We start from the raw sequence: 21886 nt of genomic DNA on the forward strand, positions 1-21886 counted from the left end.
ACCGGCCGCGCCGTCCTGCGACAGGGCTTGGCCGATCACCGTGAGACTGACGCAGGTCAGGCCGCCGGCCAGGGTACGCCAGACGCCTGCCTTCACGGGTTCGCCTTCGCCTTGAGGGTCGCCAGCACCTCGGCCGGCGTCTCGACCGGATGCGCCGCTGGCCGGGCCGCCGGCGCCCTTTCGAACACCCGGCGCACCCGCTTCTGAACCGGCCGCGCCGGATCGTGGAAGGGATTGGCGTCGAACAGGCGGGAGAACACCGGGTCGGCGCGGTAATTGGGCAGGCGGGCGATGACGGGCAGGTCGCCGGACAGCTGCAACAGGATTTCATCATCTTCCAGGTCGAGCAGGTGCTCGGGTGAACCGAAGCCGACGAGGCGCGCCATGGCTTCGGCGGCGAGCATGGTATTGGCGCCGAAGCACTGGATGGCGCGGCAGTTGTTGACCATCGTCTGCCAGTCGCGCGGATAGAGGGTCATCAACTGGCTCGGGTCCTGCCAGAAGCTCCACGTCTGAAGCCCATAGCCGCGCAGCAGGGTGATCGCTCGACGCAGGTCGTCGAAGGCCCCCAGCTGGGCGGCCTCGTCCAGGATGAACAGGGTGGATTTCTGCGGACGGCCGCTGCGGCCGGAGATCTGGGTCATCAGCACATGGACCCAGAGGCGCAACAGCCGGCCATGGCTTTCCAGCATATGGGGCGGCAGAACCAGATAGATGGACAGCGGTTCACCGCGCTGCACCGCGCCAAGGTCGAAACTGGTCGTGCGGATCGCCGGGGCGATCATGCCGGACCGGACGACATCGACGATGTTCTGCGAGAAGGACAGGATGCCGCCCAAGGTCGAGACGGCGCCGATGCGCAGCATGCGGCCGATGTCGCGGGCCTCGGCGTTGCGGGACGCTTCCAGCGCGTGGAGGACCGTGCCGGCCAGGGCGCTCTCGCCTTGCGGGCGTTCGACCGCGGCGCTGTAGGCGCCGACCTCGCCGACGGCCTGGTTGACCAGCATGCGGACGGTCTCGAGGTGTCGTTGGGCCGGCGGCAGATCGCTCATCACATGCAGCAGGACGCCCAGAACGAAGGTCGAGCCGCGTTCACGCCAGTACCCGCCGTCGCTGACGTCCGCGGCGACATTTGGAGCGGACAGGGCCGACACGATGGCCATGGCGTCGTCGACGAAGGTCGGGCTGTCCGGATCGAGGACGTCGAGCGGGTTGAGGGACGCCGCGTCCAGGCCGGTGACGCCCATGGGGTCGATGATCGCGACCGCCTGCCCGAGCTCGCGGCGCCGGCGCGCGGTCATCAGGGCGTTCTCGCCCTTGGGGTCGATGACGATGACCGGGCCGTCGAACCGCAGCAGCGCGGGCACGATGCATCCGGTGCCCTTGCCGGCTCCGGTCGGCGCGATGGTCATCAGGTGCCCTTCCCGTTCCATCAGGATCGGGGCGAGGGTGTCGACGCCCAGGTCGGTCGCCGCCTGGCCGAAGGTGAAGCCGATCGGCCGGCGGCGGTGTTCGCGCTCCAGCGACCAGCCGACGATCAGGCCCTCGTCCTCGACCTGGTCCGGGAGCCTCAGTTCATTCTCGACAGGAATTAGGGGCATGGCGCGGGCGTCTCCAGATCCGCGGTGACAAACAGGCCTTCCATGCGTTCGGATCGCACGGGGAGGTCTTCGAGCAGAAGGTCGTCGCCGACCATTTCCAGGAGCCCGTTCGGCGTCAGGGCCAGCTTGGCCTCGAAAAGGGCCTGACGATAGCAGACGGTCAGCGCGAACAACCAGCGCCCCTCCTCGTCAAAGCCGGCCGGCGTGATCGGTCTGGCGTAGGACCCCAGGAGATCACCCAGGGTCTGCGGCCGCACACTGCGGTGCGCCAGCGCCTCGACGGCTTCCAGCGGCTGGAACAGCTCCCCCTCATGGCGAACAGAGTTCATGAAAAGCCGGACGTAGTCCATCCGGGCTTCGGGGGTCCGTAGATGAGAGCCGGCGAGATCGTTCAGGTCGTGAATCCAGGTGGAGCCGCCGTCGACGGCCACGACCTGGTCTCCGGTCACGACGAAGGCGGCGATCCCGGTCACGCCGCCGGTCAGACGCCCTTGGGTCTCGATGAGCATCGCGCCGTCGAAACAGACCAGGGGCCGGGAGCGGACGCGGTCGCAGAAGGCGGCGAGCGGCAGGGGCGTGCGGTTGGCGCCGACGCGGTGGTGCACGCCGATGAGCCGCAGCACGCTCGCCCCGGTGTCCGGGTCCAGATCGCGCCAGTCCCCGGCAAGCAAGGGCGCGCGGCTCCATGGTCCCCGGGGCTGGTCCAGGGCCTGGCGGATGCGGGCCGCCTCGTCGCCCGTCAAAGGCTGGCCCGTGTCGCGCATCTTCAGCCAGGCCAGGGCCAGTTTTCCGGACCAGACCGCCGCGGCCATCGCGGGAAGGTCTTCGAGTTCGCGGCCGACGACGATGCGGTAGGCGTCCTGGGCGGCGGCGTGGAAGACCGGATCGGCCGTGACGCCGTCGATCAGCAGAGGCGGGAAGGGGCGTTCGCCGTCCGTCGGCCGCTCAAGGCGGCGCAACAGGGGAAGCAGTTCGTCCAGGCGCGCGCCCAGCGTCGCGTTCGGCGCGACGCGAAGAAGCCGCTCTACCTGCTGAAGCGCGCGGGCCTGCGCCCGAAGCTGATTGGCGAGCGTACCGTCGGCGGCGGGAAGCGCCTGCATCAGGCCGGCGGCGTGATCCAGCAGGTAGAGCGCCACCTCGGCGTTGGTCACCACGCGCTCGGTGCGCGTGAAGAAGCGGCCGTCCAGGTCGTCCGGCTTCAGCACGCGGTAGGCGTCGCCCAGGGGGGCGCGCGCAACGGCCCCGGCGACCGCGCGGCAAACCCGGGCTTCGTCGCGCGTCCGCCGGCGGCGGTCCGCATCATCGGTGCGGACCGACACCAGAAAGTCCGCGGCGAGTTCCAGCGCGTCGCGGGCGAGCGCGCCGACGGTGTCGCCCGCGCGGCGGCGGGGATCGAGAGGGGAAACGGGGTCTGCCTGCATCCGAAACTCCGATTGTCGTCGCTCGCGCTGTCGTCAGCCCTGACCGCCCCAGGCGGCGCGCCGGCGCGAAGACGCGGCGATCGCCACGGGGCCGGGCCTCGCGCCCGCCCCCGTCGCCGACCGCCCTCGTCAGGGCGCGACCTGCACGCGGCCGATGACGCCCGCGGACCGGTCGCGAACCTCATAGGACAGGACATTGGCCGTCAAGGACCCCCCGTCCGTGGCGGGCTGGACGCCGGTGATCTGCAGGACCACATCGATCTGGGCGCCCTGGAGATAGGGAACGCGATCCTTGATCCGTTGCGCCTCGGCGGCCGGCACGGCCCAGCGCTGGGCCTGCTGGCCGTTGGCCAGCCGCAGGGTCACGGTCCGGGAAAAGCCCCGGAAGGTGTAGGTGGATCCCGGAGCCAAAGCCTGGACGATGAACTCCCCGTAGGCCGGGTCATAGTCGCTCAGATTGGAATTCACGGTCAGCCGCAGGCGTCCGATGCCGCGCACGTTCGCCTGGGCCGCGGCGTAGGCCGCGCGGAGTTCCTCGCGGCGCGCGGGCTTCTCGTCGGCAGAGCCATACCGGACCTGGCTGTCCTGGCCGATCCAGGTCTCGATCGGCGGCGTCAGCCCGGCGAGGTCATAGTAGAGAAAGACCATCGTCTGTTCGTCCGGATTGACCAGCTCTCCGGTGCGGCCCGCCAGGGCGGGTGAAGGGGGCTGCGCGGCGGCCTGGGGCAGGGCCGAGGGCGCGCCGGCGGCGGGAACCGCGTCTTTGGGCGAGGCCGGGTCCGGCCCGTCGCCGTTTCCGGCGGGCCGGTCACAAGCGGACAGGATGAGGGCCAGGCCGGCGATCAGGGTGATGCGAGTGTTCATGGTTCAGTTCTCCCCTAGAGTTTGGGCTCGGCGCCCTGGGAGGCGGCGCGCGCGACTTCGGCGTCCCGGCGCGCCTGGTCCCGGTTGGCCCAGGCCTGTTCGACCTCGGTCAGCAGCCGATAGCCGCCGGCCTGATCGATGACCCCGACCGAGAGGCTGTCGGCCAGCGCCGGGTTTTCACCCGAGGCGACCAGTTCCGCCTGCACGACCACGCCGCAGTTCGGGGACAGGTTGCTTCCGGAATCCGGATTGGCCGGCGCCGAACAGCTGAAGAAATAGGGCGAGGTCTCCAGGATCCGTCGCCCGGCGGGGTCATAGGCCCATTTTAGGACCCTGCGGCCGCCTTGGTCGTCGTCCGCGGTCGGCGCGCCGTACTTGCCGGTCAGGGCGGCGACGACATTGGCCATCGTCGGCCTGGCGGCCTCGTCGTATCGCTCGCGTCTGGACGCGGAAATCACCCGCTCCTGCCCCGGCAGGCCGACGGTAGAGACATAGACGCGCGACTGGCCGGGATTGACCGCGTCGGGCTCACGCGCGCCGGCGCTGCGAGCGCTGGCCCGGCGCAGGCTGTCCTGCATCTGCTCCTCGGGCGTGAGGGTGGACTCGGCCTGGGCGAAGGCGCCGGTGAACCCCTTGCGCCAGCTTTCCCCGCCGCTGTCGACATCGAAGCCGCGATATTTTTCCTCGGTCACGACCATCAACGGATTGTCGCAAAGGACGATGTTGGCGGCCTCGTCATAGGTGAGGCCCGGCCGCAGACCGATGACGTCGACGGTCGGAGATCCGGCGGGCGCCGCAGGGGTGGCGATGCGGGCCGGGCATCGCACCCGGCCGCGTGCGGTCTGGGCCACGGCCGCGGCGGAGCCGGGCTCGGCGGCGGCGAGACCGCCGCCTTCCGGAGCGGAGCCGTCGCCCGAGCCGCAGCCGGCGAGACTTGCGGCCAGCAGGGCCGCGATCGAGATTGAGGCGTTCAAACGCATGGCTTTCATCCTTCGTGGAACAGCGGGGGCGCAGGGTGTCGCGCGCCGGGCCCCGGCGGTGTGGGGGACGTCCGGAGCGGGCCTTGAGGCCGCGCTCCATTGGATCGGGTCAGCCCGCACTTCGGGCGGCGAGCGGATTCTTCAGCACGCCCATCCCTGCGGCGATGAGGGCGGCGCCGGCGATCAGGCAAAGCCAGGCCCCGGGGCCGACCTCCAGAAGGGCGTCGAGCGAGCCGCTCATGGCCGAGCCGAAGCCGGAGGATTTGACCTTGTCGATGATCGCGCCCTTAAGGAGGAAGGGCAGGGCCCCCGCGAACAGGGCGGCCGCTCCGGCGATGATCGGCGACGGGCCCGCCGGGCGCCCGGTCAGGATCAGGAAGATCACGCCGATGGCCGTTAGCGGCGCCGCGAAACGAAGCCACAGCAGGGACCCGGCCAGACCCAGCCCGCCTTCCTGGCCCATCAGGGCGCCGGCGGAGGCCATGAGCTTGGGCACCTTGTCGATGTTCACCAGCGTGGTGGTGAGCTCGGGCGCCGTGAGCGCCGGCAGCAGGAAGGCGACGAGCACCACGGCGGCCGCCGCCGCCGGGACGGCCGCATGCTGGCGCGCAAGGGATTGAAGGCGGTTGGCGGCGCCGCTCGTCTTCAGGGCGTCCAGATCGACCGCGGCGCCCAGACCGCCCATGGCGGAGATGGCGGGATAGATGTCCCGCGCGCCGTCTTCAGCCGCGTCGAAATCCACCGCCGCGCCGGCGGACGGTCGGCGCTCGCCGCGCCAGTCCGCCGGACCGAACCGGAAGCGGCTGCCCGCCTCATTCACAATGACGCCCGATCCGTCGGCGTCCACGCCCAGAACTCGACCCCGCATGCGCTAGCCCTCCATGAGCCCGGCCGCCCCGATGGCGGTCCGGATGCGCTGGAGGATGGGCCGCCGGCGCGCGCGGGGTCCCAAAGCCGATCTAAAGAAAAGCTGAAGCGTGGCTCAGCCCCGCAGGGCGGCCTTCAGCCGTTCCTGCCGCTGCAGGGTGAAGCGATCCCGATTGTCCGTCAGGCCGGGCTCCGCGCGCGCTAGCAAGGCCCGGGCGTCGTCGCGGCGTCCCTGCGCCCAAGCGATCTCGGCCAGCAGCAGGTCCAGTCCCGCCCCCCAGTTCGGATCGCCGACCAGCTGGGCGACCGCGGTGCGATCGATATCCGTCAGGAGCGGCGCGGCTTCCCGGTATCGGCCGGCGATGATCAGACAGTCCGCCAGGGCGGCGCGCACGCCGTTCTCCAGCGCGGGCGCGCCGGTCCCTGACACCCTCACGGCGGCATGGGCGGCGCGGATCAGCGCGAGTCCTTTGGTGGTGGCACCGGCCCGGCAATAGTTGACGCCCGTGTCGGTGCGGCCGGCCACGGCGGTGAAGGACCCCGCCCCGTCCTTGGCCTCGGCGGCCCGCCATAGCCGGTCCCCGTCCGCCGCGGCCTCGGCGTACAGGCCGAGGGATCCCAGCGATTGCTGCCGCGCGGCCAGCAGCAGAAGCGTGTGCCGGTGATCGCGCCCCAGTCGCCGCTCCATGGCGGGCAGAAGCGCATTGAAGGCGTCCACCGCGGCCTCGTAGCGGTGCATCAGCATTTGGGTTTGGGCCAGGTTCAGGCGCAGCAGAAGCGTGTCGGGGTGGTCCGGACCCTGGATCTCGGCCATCTCGCCCACGAGCCGCCGGAAGATCGGCTCGGCCTCGGCGGCTTCGCCCATTCGCAACAGCATGAAGGCGTGCCGCTGGGCGATGTTTATCCTCTGGACGGGGGTGAAACGGGTCGGGTGGGCCTCCGCCCAGTGATGGGCGGCGGCGAAGCGCGCCAGGGCCTCGGGACCGTCGCTCTTCGCCAGGGCGATGTGGCCGAGGGCGGCGTCGCGCCAGAATCTCAGCTCGTTGTCCGGACCGGTCGCCTCGATCCGGGCGTCCTCGGCCCCGACCCGGCGCTCGGCGCTGTCCAGGCTGCCTTCGCGCGTGGACAGTGCTTCCGCCGTCGCCCATTGCAGGCGGTTGATGATGGCGTCGTCGCTGTGCGCCTGCCCGGCCCGGCGGTACTGGCCGTCGGCCGAACTGTAGAAGTTGAAGGCGCGGGGGTAGTCTGATCGCTGGTCGAAGGCGCGGGCCAGCGAGGCGTGCAGGCGCGCCGCGATCAGCGGCTGGCCGGCGAAGCGTTGGTCGATGACGCCGCTGGCCCGGACGATGGCCTCGACCAGGGGCTCTTCGGCCTGGGCGGCGCGAGTCGGATCGGGACTGCCCAGAACGTCGTCCGCCAGGAAGGCGTAGCTGGCCTCGCTGAGCGCCAGGGCTCGACGCGCTTCGTCGCGTTGCTGCAAGGCCAAGGCGCCGCCGCCCACGGCCAGAACCAGCCCGCCCGCGACGGCGCAGACGGCGGCGATCACCGCCGGACGCCGCGCCCGCCGCGCGCTTTCGCGAGCCTCCAGCGTCTGCAGCCTGGCGGCCGCCTCGACACGCTCGGCCTCGGCCGAGCGTCGGTCCGGTAGCGTCGCCAGCCTGTCCGCCAGCGACCCGGCGTCGCGCAGGCGCTGGGCCGGATCGCTGGCGCTGGCCTCGGCGATATCGGCGCGCAAAAGGTCATCGTCGATCCGGTTCTCCCAACCGGGCGCGAAGGTCTGGTCGAAGTCCCGGGTTGTCAGCTGGAGAATGATCAGGCCCAGGGCATAGACGTCCGAGCCGACGCTCGGCGCCTCGCCCCGGAGCAGTTCGGGCGCCATGTAGGCGCGCGTACCACCGCGGCTGGAACCGTCCGCGTCATCGTCGAGATCTCCGGTGATGTTGAGGCGCGCCAGGATCGCCGCGTCGAGCAGCCGCCCGTTGCCGAAGTCGGCCAGGCGCACGACCGGCCGCCCGTCGGGAGCGGGTGACACCAGGATGTTCGACGGTTTCAGATCCTCGTGCAGGACGCCGGCGCCGTGGGCGGCGGCGACAGCGCGACAGAGCTTCTCGGCCAGATCGAGGCGGAGCGCCCGGGTGTCGGCGTCGGCGTCAAGTCCTGACAGGAAGGACTGAAGATCCTCGCCCGCGTCCCGGCTCTCGATCCAGTAGGGTCGGTGATCGAAATTCCATTCCAGTAGCTCCACGGCGGGTTGGGCGTCGCCCAGAGCCCTGCGCAGCACGCGGTACAGGGTCGCTTCCCGGCGCAGCGCGGCGAGCCGGTCGCCGCTGTCAGCGAATTTGAAGACCCGGGTTTCGCCGGATTTTTCATGGACCGCGCGCCAGACGTCGCCGGCCTCGCCGTCGCCGAGCGATTGTTCCAGACGCCATTGAGGTCGGCCGGGCGCGGGGTCTCCGGGGGCGAAGTCGAACCGGACGGCCGGCTGGACCGGGGCGTCAACGATCTGGACCGCCGAGGTCAGCCTGTAGCCGATCTTGGGGACGGTCTGGATCAGCCGGCCGCCGGTGTCGTTCAGCGCCTTGCGCAGCTTGGAGACGGCGGTGGTCAGCGAGGCCTCGACCACATGGACCTCGGGCCAGACCGTGTCGAGGAGCTCCTCCCGCGTCAGGGTCTCGCCCGGATGCAGCAGAAGTTCCAGCAGGACGAGGAGCGGCTTGCCCTCCAGCTCGACCTCCTGTCCGCCGACGATCAGCTTCCAGCCCGGTTCGTCGAACACCGCGTCGGCGAAAAGCCAACGCCGACGCCGGCCGCTTCTGTTCTGCGCGTTGGTCTGCACCGCCATCCCTGCCCTGCCGCGATCTCCCGGTCCCTGAGGTGACTGTAGCCGCAAACCCCGGGCCGGCGCCAAGAGCGGGTCCTCTGGCCCCGGACTGCGCAACACCGACAGGCACGGAGCGCTACGCTTGCGCCGTTCCTACGCTCAAGGGAGCCACGGCGCGCGCGGGGCTGCCGTGCATTCCCGGAGGCCGAAGGCGGTCCGATGATCCCCGCGCAAGGCTCCCTTGCCGTCGCGTCGGGCCAAACGACCGATCTATGAGTATCAGAGGTCCTTCGACACCTGACGGTCGCGCGATCCGGAGGTCGGACCGCCGTCCAACGCGCCGTTCATGGGCGCGTCGCGGGTCAAGTCCCCAAGATGGACGCCTGGACAGGCCCAATGACGGGACTGTCCCGCGGCGTCAGGCGACCCGGGTGCCCGGCTGGGCGTAGACCATGTTGCGATAGATGAAGTCCTCGACGCCCTCGATCGAGGTGTCCGCGCCGGTGACCGGGGCGTGGATATCGCTGTACTCGACCCCGCAGGGATCGTCCGGGCCGAGGCCGAGGTCGTCTCGCTTGCGCTGGCTGCAGGGCGTGCCGCGTCCGATCCGCGTGGTTGCGACACTGATGGTCGTCGGCGTGCGCTGACCGATGTATTCGGCCAGAAGACCTACGGTGTCGCCAGTTCAAACCGCGGCGTCATGGTGGCCGACGACGTGAACCTGGTGGTGACCGCCGCATGGATGCAGGACACCCAGGGACGAACCTGGCCGGACGGCGTCGTTCCGGACGAGATGATCCAAGGGAATGCCGAGGCCGTACTCGACCGCCATCGCCTGGTTGAGGGCGCAACGGACCTGCGCAACGACTGCGGACGCGGGCGTTGATCCGTGATCAGCGCCCTCCTCGCCCTGGCGCTGGCGGGCTTGGCCGCTGCCCTTGGCCGCGCGTTCGCAGGAGACCCTGCGGCCACGACCCACGACGCTCTGTAGACGTCGGACAGGTTGGATGCTGAATGGATCCGTCCGGCGCGAGCGGCCACGCCCACTCCGGCCTGTTCGACAAGCGCTGCGTCGGGACCCTAGCGTTCGACCCGGCCGGCGATCTCGTCGTCGGGGCGCGGCGTTACCAACGGCCGCGGCTGGGGTTGGAGCGATCCAGTTCTGGGTGATGGCCGATAGATTGGCCGGCGCCTGGTCGTCCGCAACGGGTGGGGCGCGGACCATGGACCGAGTGGCGGCGACCCGCTCTCTACTCCACGCAAAGCCTGTCTTGGCCCGCTGGCGCGCCGTCCTGACCTGTCCCGAGGCGTGTCCGCCGTTTCGAGCACGGCGACGGTGAGCCACCCATCCAAAGCGCGTGATCGCCAGCTCAACCGCCTTTACGCCGAGCTGTTCAGTAGGGTCGTTTTTTCGCTTCTTACCCGGTGTCTTGGTCATGCGTCATCGCGCGACAAAGCGGCGGTTGTTGCCTCTGCTATCGCCCCTGTCTGACATGCTTTGTAGTGAGCGCGTCATCGATCTCCCCACAATCGCTTGCGTAAACGTGCGCGCGACCAGTCCATGCACCCCATATCGTCGGGGCGGCAACTCTTGGAAGAGCGCGGTTGGGGCTATCCCCAACTGACGCGCGAAAACTTCAAATATTTGACGGTGCGGCGGATTCGAACTGACTCCGTTGACGGACGAACTGCGCCAGGCATGCGCTAGAGCGAGCCGGAGGCGGAAGGTAAGCTGGGCACCTTCCGAATGTCCGATTTCGGCTCGCGAAGAAATGACCGCTCTTGGCGCTGTGCTGACATCGGCTAGGTATCCGACCTGAAGGTCCGCTACGGATGGTAAGCGGACCTTCGGCGTGAGGCTCATCAACTCATTTGAAGGCGGTAGGGTCGTCGATCCCGGCGACGGGGCGGTTCAAGCCCCGTTCTTCTCATGCCACGCTCGCCGCGCACGACGTACGTCCGCCTCGCTTTGATGCGGATCCCGCCAACAGGACACGTATTCTGGCGGCGCCACCGTGCCGTCTAGCGCATTCATCGGCGGCGAATGCATCGGCACGCCGCCCAGCGCTGAGCAACGGTCCTCCGGGTCAGTGGGAAGTTCCGGCAAAGTGCTGCAAACGGCTAGGACGACGCCAAGCACCGAGAGCCCCAAGGCGCGCTCGTTCAGGAGCTGCGGGGCTGAGGTCTGCTTGGCCGTTTCCATGGAGCGATGATGCTGCGGTCAAGTCATGCCCGCAATGAGTCGGAAGCGGACTTTCAATCATCGCACGCGCCGAACCAACGATTCCGGAGCGGACGCCAGCGACGGCTGGCGATCCACGCAGGCCTAGAAACATGAGCCGCAGACGGGCGTGTCAGGACTGCTGTTCTGGTGTGCCGGGAACTGCAAATTGCATATGACACAAACCGGATCAGTCGCTGTGGGCCGGTAGGCCTCGGCGAGTCGGCGCCGCGTGGTCCGCTGCTCTTCGTCAGCGTCCCTTCGCGCTCTCTCAGCGCGCCGCTCTTCATCCGTGAACCCTGGCATGTCCGTGCTCCCGCGAAGGCGAGCAGACAGTCCGCGACGCGAATGCAAATGTCGAGACATGGCCCACCGGGGCTGGTCCGGGCAGGACGCCTCGCGCAGCCCGGGCGGCGGGGCAAGTTTGCTGGACGCCTCGGGCTAAGGATGCGGGCCCGCCGTTGTAGGCGGGCCCCTGCCGATCAGGACGGAGAGATTCCGGAAGGCCGACCCCGCGTCTTCCAGAGCGACCAGAACACCCCGGCAGCCAGGATCAGTCCGGTGATGGCCAGCGACCATTCGGCCGGGAACTTCTCCCAGCCCAGCAGATCCGCGACGAAGATCTTGCCGCCGATGAACACCAGCAGCACCGCCAGCGCCTGCTTGAGATAGGCGAAGCGATGGATGATGGCGGCCAGCGCGAAATACAGCGCCCTCAGCCCCAGGATGGCGAAGATGTTCGAGGTGTAGACGATGTATGGGTCGGTCGTGATGGCGAAGATCGCCGGCACCGAGTCCACCGCGAAGATCACGTCCGCGATCTCGATCATCACGAGCGCCAGGAACATCGGGGTGGCCCAGAGCGCCATTTTGCCACTCTTCGGATGGCGCTCCCGGACGAAGAATTTCTGGCCGTGCAGCTGAGCGGTGATGCGCATATGCCCGCGCATCCACTTCACCAGCGGGTTGGCGCCGACGTCGGCGTGGCCGTCACCGGCGAAGAACATCTTGATCCCGGTGAAGATCAGGAAGGCGGCGAAGATGTACAGCACCCAGCCGTACTGGCTGACCAGCGCCGCGCCGGCACCAATCATCAGGGCGCGGAGCACGATGACGCCCAGGATGCCCCAGAACAGCACCCGATGCTGAAGGGCCCTTGGAATGGCGAAATAGCCGAAGATCATCGCGATGACGAAGACGTTGTCCATCGCCAGCGACTTCTCGATCGCGAAGCCGGTCAGGTATTCCATGCCGGGCCGGCTGCCCAGCTCCCACCAGACCCAGCCGCCGAACGCGAGCGCGATGGCGATGTACATGCTGGACAGCAGGAGGCTTTCGCGCACGCCGATCTCGTGCTGATCGCGATGCAGCACGCCAAGGTCCAGCACCAGCAAGGCCAGGACCACGCCCATGAAGGCCAGCCACATCCAGGCCGGCTTGCCCAACCAGTCGGTCAGGAAAAAAGTCATAAGGTCCATCAGGACACCCCTTTGTTCAAGGAGCGACCCGCGGTGCGTGCCTCTGAGGATCGACCGGAGAGGGGTCGTCGCGCACCGAGATCACTCGATGCGGTCCGACATCACGTCTGCCATCAGACGTCAGAGGGGCCCGGTCCGCCGCCTCGAACTTTAGCCGAACTGATCGCGTCCGGCAATCCGGCCAGCAGGGGGGCGGCCGTGACCCTTTCAGGAACCAATGCGCCCGGTGGCGAAGGGTCCGGCGCCTGAGGGGCGGCCCCGTGTCGCTCTTCCGGCTTCAAAACCGCCAAGGGGCTGATGTCCTCCATCGGTGCAACAGGCCTCTGCCTTGGGCCTCGCGGAAGGCGATGGTCGTTCGGCGCGGGGCTTCACGGCGGACGAACGCGCGGCGGGTGGGTACCGGCGGCAAACTGGCGCCCCGCCCGCCGGTGGAGCGCTGAAAGGGACCGGCAGCGCGGCGCGGCGGGGTTTCCGGGCTGAAGGAGCAGCGGGGGCGCACGGCCTTGGCGCGTGGGCGCTCCCGCTCTTGAACGCGGCGACGATGTTCCCAAATCGACCCGCCGAAGGACGAGGGGTGTCCTTGGAAGACGAGAGGGAGAGCCATGCTGAAGGTCATCGTTTCGCCCGTGGACGGAGGGTGGACGGTGGATGTCGAGGGCGTCGACAACCCGATGATGTTCGCGAGCGGGCGCGCGGCGGAAGACGCGGCGCGCGAACTGGCCCTGAAGCTGGCGGCGGCCGGCTCTGACGTGGAACTGGAGCTGCGTCTTCGAAACGGAGCGCGGGCGGCCCGCTTTGTTGTCCTGCCGCCCGTGGCGCATGAGGACCGGCCCCTGATGCTCGACACGCACAGGCAAGCTGCACTGGCCTGATATCGCTGGTGGGCGGACAGCCGCTCCGGGGAGGGCGCGGCTCCGGAACCCCACAGGAGGGGAACGAAAAGCGAACATTCATGTTGCGCGCGACGTGAGAGACCGTCAGGAGTTCAGTCCCCCGGGGTCGTGGCGCGAACGGGAAGCCGAGGATGAAGACGACAGACGCGGCCCGGCCGCAGTCCCTGCTGGACGCTTGTGCAGGCAGGCGGGGAGAAAGTGTGGGCGGGGCGCGGTCGGACCTGCTTGAACCGCCGGCGCAGGCGAAGGCGATCCGGCCGCGCCTGGTCGAGCAGGGCGTGTGCGGTTTGCAACCGGGCCGGCCCCGGCGGACGGCGGCGCGCTGACATGCCGACGGAGCGAATCCTGCACTACCGGCGCGCGCGGGCGCGACTCGAGGACGGCGGCTACACCCTGTTCTGCATCGTCACCGGGAATGGCGAGCTGGCTCCGGCCCTGGCCTTTCGACGGCCGGACCAGTGTCCCGACTTCGCGGGCGAGGAGGCCTGGTTTCGCGTGCGCTGGTTCAGCCGGCGGAAGTTCGAGGTGATCGAGCAGGTGTCTGATCGGACCGGCGCGCGGCTGGCGGAGGTCGACCATGGGGCGCAGTGACGACAGGCGAATGGCCCGCGAGGACCTGCCGGCTGAGGGCGGACCCGGGCTGATCGTGCGGTGCGCCAGTCCCGGCTGTGATCACGCCGCGGTCCTGGATCCGCGCCCCCTGTTCGGGGGCCGTCGAAACTGGCCCCGCGAGGGCGCCTCGACCCGGTTCCGCTGCGTCTGCGGCGGGCGGCAGACCGTGATCCAGCATACCGGTCGAAGCGTGGATCGATACGGCCCGATTGATCGGGCGTCGCTGGCGCTTTGGTACTGACCCCATGGGCCATAACCCGCGCTTTCGGCTGTGGCGCAATGAAGACTGGCGAGGGTACTGCCCGACGATCGGCGACATGGAGCGGCGGGGTTGGTCACTGATCGCCCGCTGCGCGACCTGCGACCTGAAGATGGAGGTCAGGATCGGGGTGGTGATCGGGGCCAGGGGGCGCGGCTGGACCCCTTGGGGGAAGACGGCGCGCTGTCGGCGGCTGCATTGCGGCGGCCGGATGCACCTGCGCGCTTATTCACCTCGGGCAGGCGAATATGTGGACATAAGCCGTTAGACGCGGAGCGCCGACAAGATGCCGAAGCCTGGAGCGATCGCGACGAGCGTTCCCGGCGAGCCCCCTGTGCCGGGCAGTAAAAAAAAGCGCCGGCGACAGGCGGAGCTGTCGAGCCGGGGCGCCAAGGCGGGGGAAGCGAGCGAGAGCCGCTCCCGGCAAGAACTCCGGAGCTCGAAACACGGTTCCGGCGTCCGGACGCCCGCAACTGAAAAGCCCCGGCGCACGTCGGGGGCCAACCTTTCCGCGCCGGGGCTGATACTGACGGGGGTGTCTTGCGGAAACCCTCGCAGCGGCAACCGTGACAGCACGACTCGGTTCCCTTGAAAGCAGGGCGGCACGGCGTTGAACCTCCCGCCTGATCCAACCGCCGCCGTTCGCGTTGACTCCGCCTCGACCCCTTGAGGACGGACCGGATGCGCGGGCAGCTGGAGACCTATCGGAAGAAGCGGCGGTTCGGCGAGACGCCGGAGCCGAAGGGGGCCAAGGGGCGGAAGGCGAAGGGCGCGCCGCTGCGGTATCTGATCCAGCGGCACGCGGCGACACGGCTGCACTATGACTTCCGCATCGAGTTCGACGGGGTCCTGAAATCCTGGGTGGTGACCAAGGCGCCGTCGCGCGATCCGGCGGTGAAGCGGCTGGCGGTCGAGGTGGAGAATCATCCGCTGGACTACGGCGGCTTCGAGGGGACGATCCCGTCGGGCAACTACGGCGCCGGGACGGTGCAGATGTGGGACGCCGGGATCTGGACCCCGCAGGCGCCGGAGACGCTGGAAGCGGATTTGGGGACCATGCGGATGCGGTTGTTGGTCTCGGGATTGATGAGGTGAAAGCGCACGTCATTGGCGCTGGTGGTGGCGGTGTAGAGCGCCACCGGGCAGCTGACGAGCGACAGCTTCAGATGGCCTTGCCAGGTCGGGCGGGCAACCATGATCGAGCCTCCGCTGATGCCCGGAGACGCAACGCCAGGCGCCGACTGGCGTTGCAGGCCTCGTGGGGCATGATCGTGCGCCGGGGGCGGCCAGGACTGACCCCAAGTGCGGGCGTCCCGGCGATGTCGAGGAATCCTCGGGGCTCCCGTCGCGCCGTCGGCGCGTCCGGGCGTCAGCCCAGGGTCCGCACCTTGACGTCGCCTTGGCGGCGCAGGGGCATGACGACGGTTCGGCCGCCCATCTGCTGGAAAGCCAGGTCGACCCTACCGTCGCCCAACTGGAGGCCGGTGACGTTCAGCCGATCGATCCCGGACGGCAGGACCGGATCGTCGATCTCGACCACCCCCTCCACGGCGTCGATGTTCACTCCGAGCGCGGACTGCAGCATCAGGAAGACCGAACCCGCGGCCCAGGCCTGCGGCAGGCAGGCGACCGGATAGGCGATCGGCGGTTCACCGGTCATGCGCTCGAAGCCGCAGAAGAGTTCGGGCAGGCGCATCTGGAAATGGCTGGCGGCGGCGTAAATCTCGTTCAGCAGCAGGGCGACCGCGCGGCGTTCGCCGTACCGGGCCATGCCTGCCGCCGCCATGGCCGTGTCATGCGGCCAGACCGAGCCGTCGTGATAGCTCATCGGATTGAAGCGCGGCTGGCCGGTGGCCAGGGTCCGCACGCCCCAGCCGGAACGGAACTCGGCGGAAAGCATCCGCCGCGAGACCCGCCGGGCGCGCTCGGGCGAGGGCAGGCCGGTGAACAACAGGTGGCCGGCGTTCGAGCCGATGGCCTGGCATTGCTCCCCGTCGCCGTCCAGGGCGATGGCGTAGAAGCCCTGCTCCTCCATCCAGAAACGGTCCTCGACCAGCGTCCGGGTCGCCTCGGCGCGGGCGGCCCATTCGTCGCGGCGGTCGTCACCGATCACGGCGGCCAGATCGGCCATCGCGCGCCAGGCGGCGAAGGCGTAGCCCTGAACCTCCAGAAGGGCGACGGGGCCCTTCGGGAAGCGGCCGTCGGCATGGAAGATGGAGTCCTCGCTGTCCTTCCAGCCCTGGTTGGACAGGCCGGTGTCGGCCCCGCGCTGATAGCTGATCAGGCCGTCCTTCCGGATGTCGCCGTAGTCGGTCATCCAGCGGGTCGCGGCGATCAGGTTCGGCCACAGCTCGCGGATCAGGCCGAAGTCGCCGGTGCGTCGGGCGTAGGCGCCCGCCAGCGCCACAAAAAGGCAGGTGGTGTCGACCCCCCCATAATAGAGGCCGAACGGCACCTCGCCGAGCGCGCTCATCTCTCCGCGGCGGGTCTCGTGCATGATCTTGCCGGGGGCGCTGTCCTGGAAGGCGGAGACCTCGGTCGCCTGCCGTTTCGCCAGATAGGTCAGGACGCCGCGCGCCAGCGACGGGTCCAGCCACAACATCTGCCAGGCGGTGATGATCCCGTCGCGGCCGAACGGGGTCGAGAACCACGGGATGCCCGCATAGGGGTAGGGGCCGGTGGGCAGGTCGGTGGTCAACAGGGCGACGTCGGCGCGGCTCTGGTCCAGCCAGTCGTTGAAGCGCGGGCTGCGCGGTCCCCTGAGCGATGCCCCGCGACGACGGCGCCGCCGCATCGACAGGCGCGCCTCGATGGCGTTGAGCCGGAAGCGGGGCTCGTCCGGCTGTTCGCAGCGGTCGCCGCCGCACTCGATGTACAGGTCGACCCGCCGCCCCTTGGGCAGGCTGAACATGAAGTCGGCCCGGGTCCCGTTGAGCCGGGCAGGCGGTTCCGAGAAGGCGAGGCAGGCGGCCCGTTGCATATCGTCCAGCCCGGTGTAGCTGAAGGTGACGCGGCGGCCGTCGCTCGTCGGCGGCGCGGCGATCCCGTGCCGGAGGCGCGGCGTGCCCCGGACCTGGAAGATGTCGGCGAAATCGGCGGCGAACTCGAACGACAGCGGCAGCAGCACGTCCTCGACACCGTGGTTGACCATCCGCACTCGCTCGAACATCCGCCGGTCGCGGATGAAGCGTCGCCGTTCGATGTGCAACACCCCCGCCGGGGCCGAGCGACCGCCCATCGGCGGCAGGGGACGGTTGGTGGTGTGGCAGATGAAGAAGACGTTGTCCTGGCTGACGCCGGAACTCAGCCGCGACGGGCGCGCGCCGCCCACGGTCATGACGAAACGGGACAGCAGCCGGGTGTCATGGTCGAACAGGCCGTCGGCGCCGCCCTTCAGATCGCCCCAGTGATCGGCGACGCAGAAGGTGTCGGCGTCCTTGAGGGCCATCAGCTGCTCGAGGCCGTCGACCTCGCCGCTGTCCGCCGCTGTGGTCTGCACCGAATAGGCGTCGTCCATGAGGGCTCCCGGTTCGTCGGTCTCGCAGATGCGAACGCGTGACGAAGGGGGCGGGTTCAGGCCGACGCCGCGAAACTGCGTTCTTCGTCCAGGGGGCGCAGCGGGGTGACGACGTCCGCCAGCGGCGCCTCGGCGAACGGGCGGCGGGCCAGCAGATCGCCGTAGACGTCCAGGTAGCGGCGAGCCATGGCGGTGGCCGAGAAGCGCAGCTCGAACCGGGCGCGGATCGCCTCGCGGTCCAGTTGCTGGGCGCGGCTCGCGGCGGCGACGGCCTGTTCCAGCGTCTCCACCAGGAAGCCGGTCTCCCCGTCCTCGATGATCTCCGTGGTCGAGCCGCAGCGGAAGGCGACCACCGGCGTGCCGCAGGCCATGGCCTCGATCATCACCAGCCCGAAGGGTTCGGGCCAGTCGATCGGGAAGAGCAGGGCCTCGGCGCCGCCCAGGAAGGCGGACTTCTGGTGATCGCCGATCTCGCCGATGAACTCGACGAGCGGATTGTTCTCGACCATCGGCCGGATGACCGTGCCCCAGTAGGCCTGATCCGCCGCATCGACCTTGGCCGCGATCTTCAGCGGCTTGTTCAGAGCCGTCGCGATCTGGATGGCCCGGTCCGGGCGCTTCTCCGGCGAGATACGGCCGAGGAAGGCGAGGTAGCCGCTCGACTTCGGGCTGAAGGCGTAGAGGTCCGACGGCATGCCGTGATGCACGGTCGCCTTCCAGCCGGCGAAGGGCAGGGGGCGGCGCTGATCGTCGGAGATCGAGACCAGTCCGAACTGCGGCCAGCGCTCGTAAACACCCGGCAGGTCCTTCAGGTCCAGCCGGCCGTGCAGGGTGGTCAGCGTCTTGTCCACATACCGTTCGAAGAACGGGAAATGGATCATGTCGGTGTGGAAATGGATGACATCGAAGTCATCGGCGCGCTTCAGCACCTCAGCCAGCATGCTCATGTGGGCGGCCAGGTCGGACTTCAGCGGAGCGGGATCCAGCCGGATCGCCTGATCGCGGACGGGGATCAGCCGCGCGCGCGTCTCGGCCTCGGCGGAGGCGAACAGGGTGACCTCGTGCCCCAGATCGACCAGGGCGTCGGTCAGATGCGCGACCACCCGTTCGGTGCCTCCGTACAGGCGGGGTGGAACGGCCTCGTACAGAGGCGTGACCTGCGCGATCTTCATGGCGATGCTCCTGACCCACGCAGCGGCGTGACGTCTGAACCGCCCAACCTTCTCGCAAATGCGAAGTTCCGTGAGCGATGGTATTTTTTCAGCGGAACAGTCTCTTAGCGCAGATGTCCTGTCCGCTAGACGACTCTTGAGGCGGATCACGACCCATCGCACGCGACGTCGTCCGGTCCGGCTTCGGCGGTCCGAAAACGGGCGCAGCGCCCGCCGGCGCGTCATTCCCATGGCCGACCGGTATGGCCTGTATGAGGATGGACGCCGGCGTAACTGCAAGCCGGTCACTGCGGATTCATGGGCGGCGCTGCTCTTCAAGCAGTTGGCGGGCCGACATGATGGCGCGCTCCGGGGCGATGTCGCAGGACGCCACGACGTCGTCGATCCGCGGCTTCCGAAGCGGCGTGATGCGGGTCGCCGCCATGCCCCAGTCGGAGAACATCCGCTCCCGGATGGAGGCTCTCAGGACGACCTAGATTCCGGTGTGGCGCGGGTCGGCGCCGATACGGGCCAGTGTTCGGTCGAGATCCTGAGACGCGCCCTCAAGAACCTGGAAGAACCGGCCTTCGCCGACGACCAGCACCCCGGTCAGCCCATCCCTGCGGTTGTTGCGGTCCGAAACGGCAAGAATCTCCGCAAGCAGCTGCAAGGCGAAGTCGGGTCGGGTGGCGTCGCTGCGATAGGCGACGCGTTGAAGTTCCAGATTCATGACGTACGCCCCTCTTGGACGCTTAGCGCTTGTCCAGGAGGGCGGTTCCTGTGTTCGGAAACGGACACCTTCAGGCGGCGGCACGCCGGAGGAGCAAGCTGACGCTGCTTTGTTTCAAGACGCCGGCAGCCTTTCGTGAACGCACAAGCGCGCTGACCACTGTCGTAGCGCACGGGTTATCGTGGGGAGGGTCGGCGCGGTCAGCGTCGCTCCAGCCAGTCCGGCAGGCGACATTGGATCGCACGGGGCCGATCGAGCATTCTGACGGACGATGAGATCGATCGCCTTCATCGGGGCCGGCCCGACCACGCTCTACACCCTGAGTGAACTGCTTCGTCTCGGTGCGAGGGGCGGGCGTTTCGTGGTGTTCGAGGCGCGGTCGTCAGCGGGGCAGGGGATGCCCTATCGGGCGGACTGGAACGACCCCGCCATGCTCGCCAACATCGCCGGCGCGGAGATCCCGCCGCTCGCGCAAACCCTTCTCAGCTGGCTGCAGACACAGGCCGCGCCCGAACTTTCGGGGCTTGGGGTCGACCTTGGCCGGGTTGATGACCGGACATTCGTCCCCCGTCTCGCGCTCGGACGCTATTTCGAGGCGCAGTTCGAGACGATCGTGGCCGGGCTGCAGGCCCTGGGCAATGTGGTCGAGGTCAGGACGGGGCAGCGCGTGGCGGATATCAGCCGCCGCCCAGACGGGATGCGCCTGACCTGCACGACGTCGCGTCCCGGCGATGTCACGCAGGCCCTGTTTGACCAGGTGGTCCTGGCCACCGGACATCAATGGCCTTCGCCCTGTCTGGCCCGACCGGGGTGTTTCCGGAGCCCCTGGCCGGCGTCTGCCCTGGCGGTCGTCGGTCCGGTCGACATCGCCGTGCGCGGCTCCTCCCTGAGCGCCATCGACACGGTCTTCGCCCTGGCGCAGCGTCATGGGACCTTCGTCACCGGCCCGGACGGCGTCGTCTACCGGCCGGGTCCGGGGTCTGGCTCCTTCAGGGTCACCCTCATGTCCCGCAAGGGCTTGCTTCCGGAAGCGGACTTCTACTTCCCCCTTCCGCATGCGCCGACGGACATCTGCACGCCGGACGCTGTCGACAGCCTGATACGGGAAGGGCGTCAAACCCTGCTCGACGATGTGTTCGACTTGGTTCGAGGGGAGCTGGAGCTGGTGGACCCGGGCTACGCCGCTGCGCATTGCCCGGAGGGAAGCACCGTGGAAACTTTCGCGGAAGCGTATTTCGCCGAACGCGTCGCCTGTGACCCGTTCACCTGGGCGCGTCGCAATCTGGCGGATGCGCGGGCCGGCCATGCGGCCCGGTCCGCGGCGCCGTGGCGTGACGCCCTGCTGCGGCTGCATGAGATCGTCGCCAGGATCGCCCCGTACCTCGACGACCAGGCGTTCGAGCGGTTCTCCGGAACCCTGAAGCCCGTTCTGGTCGATGCGTACGGCGCTGTCCCGCATGAATCGGTGGAGCGTCTGCTCGCCTTGCATGACGCCGGCAAGCTGGCGATCATCGCGCTGGGCGAGGATCATGCGCTTGATTTCGAAGGCGTGACCTCGGGCGTGCAACTGATCGGGCCGGGCGTTCGCCGGCGCTTCCCGGTGTTTGTCGATGCGACGGGACAGAAGCCGCTGGGCGCCTTGGAGTTCCCCTTCCTGACCCTGCTCCAGCAGGGGATCGTCCGCGACGCCTTTGCCGACGGGGAGGGCCCGGCCCGCGGCATCGAGATCGACGAGTGCTTCCGGGTCGTCGCGCCGGGGCTGGAGCCGGACCGGCTCTATTGCCTCAGCCTGCCGTTTATCATGGGCCGACATCCCTTCGCGCAGGGACTGACCAGTTCGCACGCCATGGGACGGGTCGTGGCGCGCCGGCTGGCCGCGCTTCTGTCCTCGGGGGCGGGCAAGGTCGACACATGGGCTGCGGTGGCGTAGGCCGACCCGGATGAAGCTGTTCGCGATCTACGTCGGCGGGGAACACCCCGGGGCCAATATCGAGGTCCACGACATGCGCTTCGTGGTCGCCGAAACACTTGCCGACACCCATGACCGCCTGCGGGCGCAGTGGTGGGGCGCACCGGAAAGCCTGCACATCGACTGCTGGGCCGAGATCACCGCCGCGGACGGCTACAAAGTCTTTCTCAGCTCCGAGCCCTTCGCCGGGCCGGAGCGGCTCTACTACGTCAACCTCGGCGGCTACGATCGCCGCGCGTTCATCGAGCAGCATCGCAATGTCTTCGTGGTGGCGAAGGATCTGCCGGCGGCGAAGGCCCGTGCGATCACGATGGCGACGGGGTGGAAGGACGCCCACCGCGACGAGATCTATGAAGCGGAACAGGCCTTTTCCCTGGACACGGATGTGCAGGCCCGCGGGCTGCACATTCACCTGAAGCCTCTGGGCCTCTCCGCCCAGCCCGCCTTCCAATGCCGGTATACGCCCCTGCGACGAGGCTAGGCGGCCGCCGCGCTTCCTGGC

Annotated in this window: 17 protein-coding genes and 1 pseudogene; 6 read left to right on the forward strand and 12 right to left on the reverse strand. The window is 69.0% G+C overall.

Annotated elements, in window-relative coordinates; genetic code table 11:
• Window positions 1-92: 92 nt before the first annotated feature.
• From VGE03_RS14895 to VGE03_RS14920, 6 genes are all read right to left on the reverse strand, one after another.
• Window positions 93-1601, reverse strand: a complete 1509-nt coding sequence (locus tag VGE03_RS14895) for a type IV secretory system conjugative DNA transfer family protein (RefSeq protein ID WP_331047261.1) — start codon at window positions 1599-1601, stop codon at window positions 93-95.
• Window positions 1592-3022, reverse strand: coding sequence for a hypothetical protein (locus tag VGE03_RS14900; protein ID WP_331047262.1), 1431 nt, complete (start codon window positions 3020-3022; stop codon window positions 1592-1594). Before VGE03_RS14900 ends, VGE03_RS14895 begins: the two co-directional genes overlap by 10 nt.
• 129 nt (window positions 3023-3151) lie before the next feature.
• On the reverse strand, window positions 3152-3886 hold the full coding sequence (locus VGE03_RS14905) for a hypothetical protein (protein WP_331047263.1): 735 nt from the start codon (window positions 3884-3886) through the stop codon (window positions 3152-3154).
• Window positions 3887-3900: 14 nt separating this feature from the next.
• Window positions 3901-4866 (reverse strand): hypothetical protein, encoded by a 966-nt coding sequence (locus VGE03_RS14910; RefSeq protein ID WP_331047264.1) that lies wholly within the window; start codon window positions 4864-4866, stop codon window positions 3901-3903.
• Between the two features lie 109 nt (window positions 4867-4975).
• Complete coding sequence (locus VGE03_RS14915; protein ID WP_331047265.1) at window positions 4976-5734, reverse strand: hypothetical protein; 759 nt, start codon at window positions 5732-5734, stop codon at window positions 4976-4978.
• A 114-nt stretch (window positions 5735-5848) separates the two neighbouring features.
• Window positions 5849-8509, reverse strand: a complete 2661-nt coding sequence (locus VGE03_RS14920) for a protein kinase domain-containing protein (protein WP_331047266.1) — start codon at window positions 8507-8509, stop codon at window positions 5849-5851.
• Between the two features lie 559 nt (window positions 8510-9068).
• On the opposite strand from VGE03_RS14920, the gene VGE03_RS14925 reads away from it, so the two are divergent.
• Window positions 9069-9440: a hypothetical protein gene (locus VGE03_RS14925; RefSeq protein ID WP_331047267.1), complete on the forward strand. Its 372-nt coding sequence runs from the start codon at window positions 9069-9071 to the stop codon at window positions 9438-9440.
• Between the two features lie 1817 nt (window positions 9441-11257).
• Here VGE03_RS14925 and VGE03_RS14930 read toward each other — a convergent pair.
• On the reverse strand, window positions 11258-12244 hold the full coding sequence (locus tag VGE03_RS14930; protein ID WP_331047268.1) for a TerC family protein: 987 nt from the start codon (window positions 12242-12244) through the stop codon (window positions 11258-11260).
• Between the two features lie 611 nt (window positions 12245-12855).
• Between VGE03_RS14930 and VGE03_RS14935 the strand changes: the two genes are divergently transcribed.
• The 3 genes from VGE03_RS14935 to VGE03_RS14945 all read left to right on the forward strand — a co-directional run bounded on the left by VGE03_RS14935 (window position 12856) and on the right by VGE03_RS14945 (window position 15112).
• Window positions 12856-13125, forward strand: a complete 270-nt coding sequence (locus VGE03_RS14935) for a hypothetical protein (RefSeq protein ID WP_331047269.1) — start codon at window positions 12856-12858, stop codon at window positions 13123-13125.
• 348 nt (window positions 13126-13473) lie between these two features.
• Complete coding sequence (locus VGE03_RS14940; protein ID WP_331047270.1) at window positions 13474-13737, forward strand: hypothetical protein; 264 nt, start codon at window positions 13474-13476, stop codon at window positions 13735-13737.
• Window positions 13738-14698: 961 nt separating this feature from the next.
• Window positions 14699-15112, forward strand: a complete 414-nt coding sequence (locus VGE03_RS14945; RefSeq protein WP_414644969.1) for a DNA polymerase ligase N-terminal domain-containing protein — start codon at window positions 14699-14701, stop codon at window positions 15110-15112.
• Here VGE03_RS14945 and VGE03_RS14950 read toward each other — a convergent pair.
• The 5 genes and pseudogenes from VGE03_RS14950 to VGE03_RS14970 form a co-directional block, all read right to left on the reverse strand.
• Window positions 15070-15213: pseudogene (locus VGE03_RS14950) on the reverse strand (Ku protein); the annotation flags it as partial. The gene VGE03_RS14945 and the pseudogene VGE03_RS14950 overlap by 43 nt on opposite strands.
• A 173-nt stretch (window positions 15214-15386) precedes the next feature.
• Window positions 15387-17534, reverse strand: coding sequence for an amylo-alpha-1,6-glucosidase (locus VGE03_RS14955; protein WP_331047271.1), 2148 nt, complete (start codon window positions 17532-17534; stop codon window positions 15387-15389).
• Window positions 17535-17590: 56 nt separating this feature from the next.
• The gene (locus tag VGE03_RS14960; RefSeq protein WP_331047272.1) at window positions 17591-18706 is read right to left on the reverse strand and encodes a glycosyltransferase family 4 protein; all 1116 of its coding nucleotides are present in this window, start codon (window positions 18704-18706) and stop codon (window positions 17591-17593) included.
• A gap of 295 nt (window positions 18707-19001) precedes the next feature.
• Window positions 19002-19148, reverse strand: coding sequence for a hypothetical protein (locus VGE03_RS14965; RefSeq protein ID WP_331047273.1), 147 nt, complete (start codon window positions 19146-19148; stop codon window positions 19002-19004).
• Between the two features lie 30 nt (window positions 19149-19178).
• Window positions 19179-19415 (reverse strand): BLUF domain-containing protein, encoded by a 237-nt coding sequence (locus tag VGE03_RS14970; protein ID WP_331047274.1) that lies wholly within the window; start codon window positions 19413-19415, stop codon window positions 19179-19181.
• 271 nt (window positions 19416-19686) lie between these two features.
• Here VGE03_RS14970 and VGE03_RS14975 point away from each other — a divergent pair, with 271 nt between their 5' ends.
• Together VGE03_RS14975 and VGE03_RS14980 are read left to right on the forward strand one after the other, a co-directional pair.
• Window positions 19687-21345: an FAD/NAD(P)-binding protein gene (locus tag VGE03_RS14975; RefSeq protein ID WP_331047275.1), complete on the forward strand. Its 1659-nt coding sequence runs from the start codon at window positions 19687-19689 to the stop codon at window positions 21343-21345.
• Between the two features lie 10 nt (window positions 21346-21355).
• Entirely contained in the window at window positions 21356-21865 is a 510-nt protein-coding gene (locus tag VGE03_RS14980; protein WP_331047276.1) for a DUF1543 domain-containing protein, read from the forward strand.
• The last annotated feature ends 21 nt before the right edge of the window (window positions 21866-21886 follow it).

This window comes from Brevundimonas sp. (assembly GCF_036400995.1).
Taxonomy (GTDB): Bacteria; Pseudomonadota; Alphaproteobacteria; order Caulobacterales; family Caulobacteraceae; genus Brevundimonas.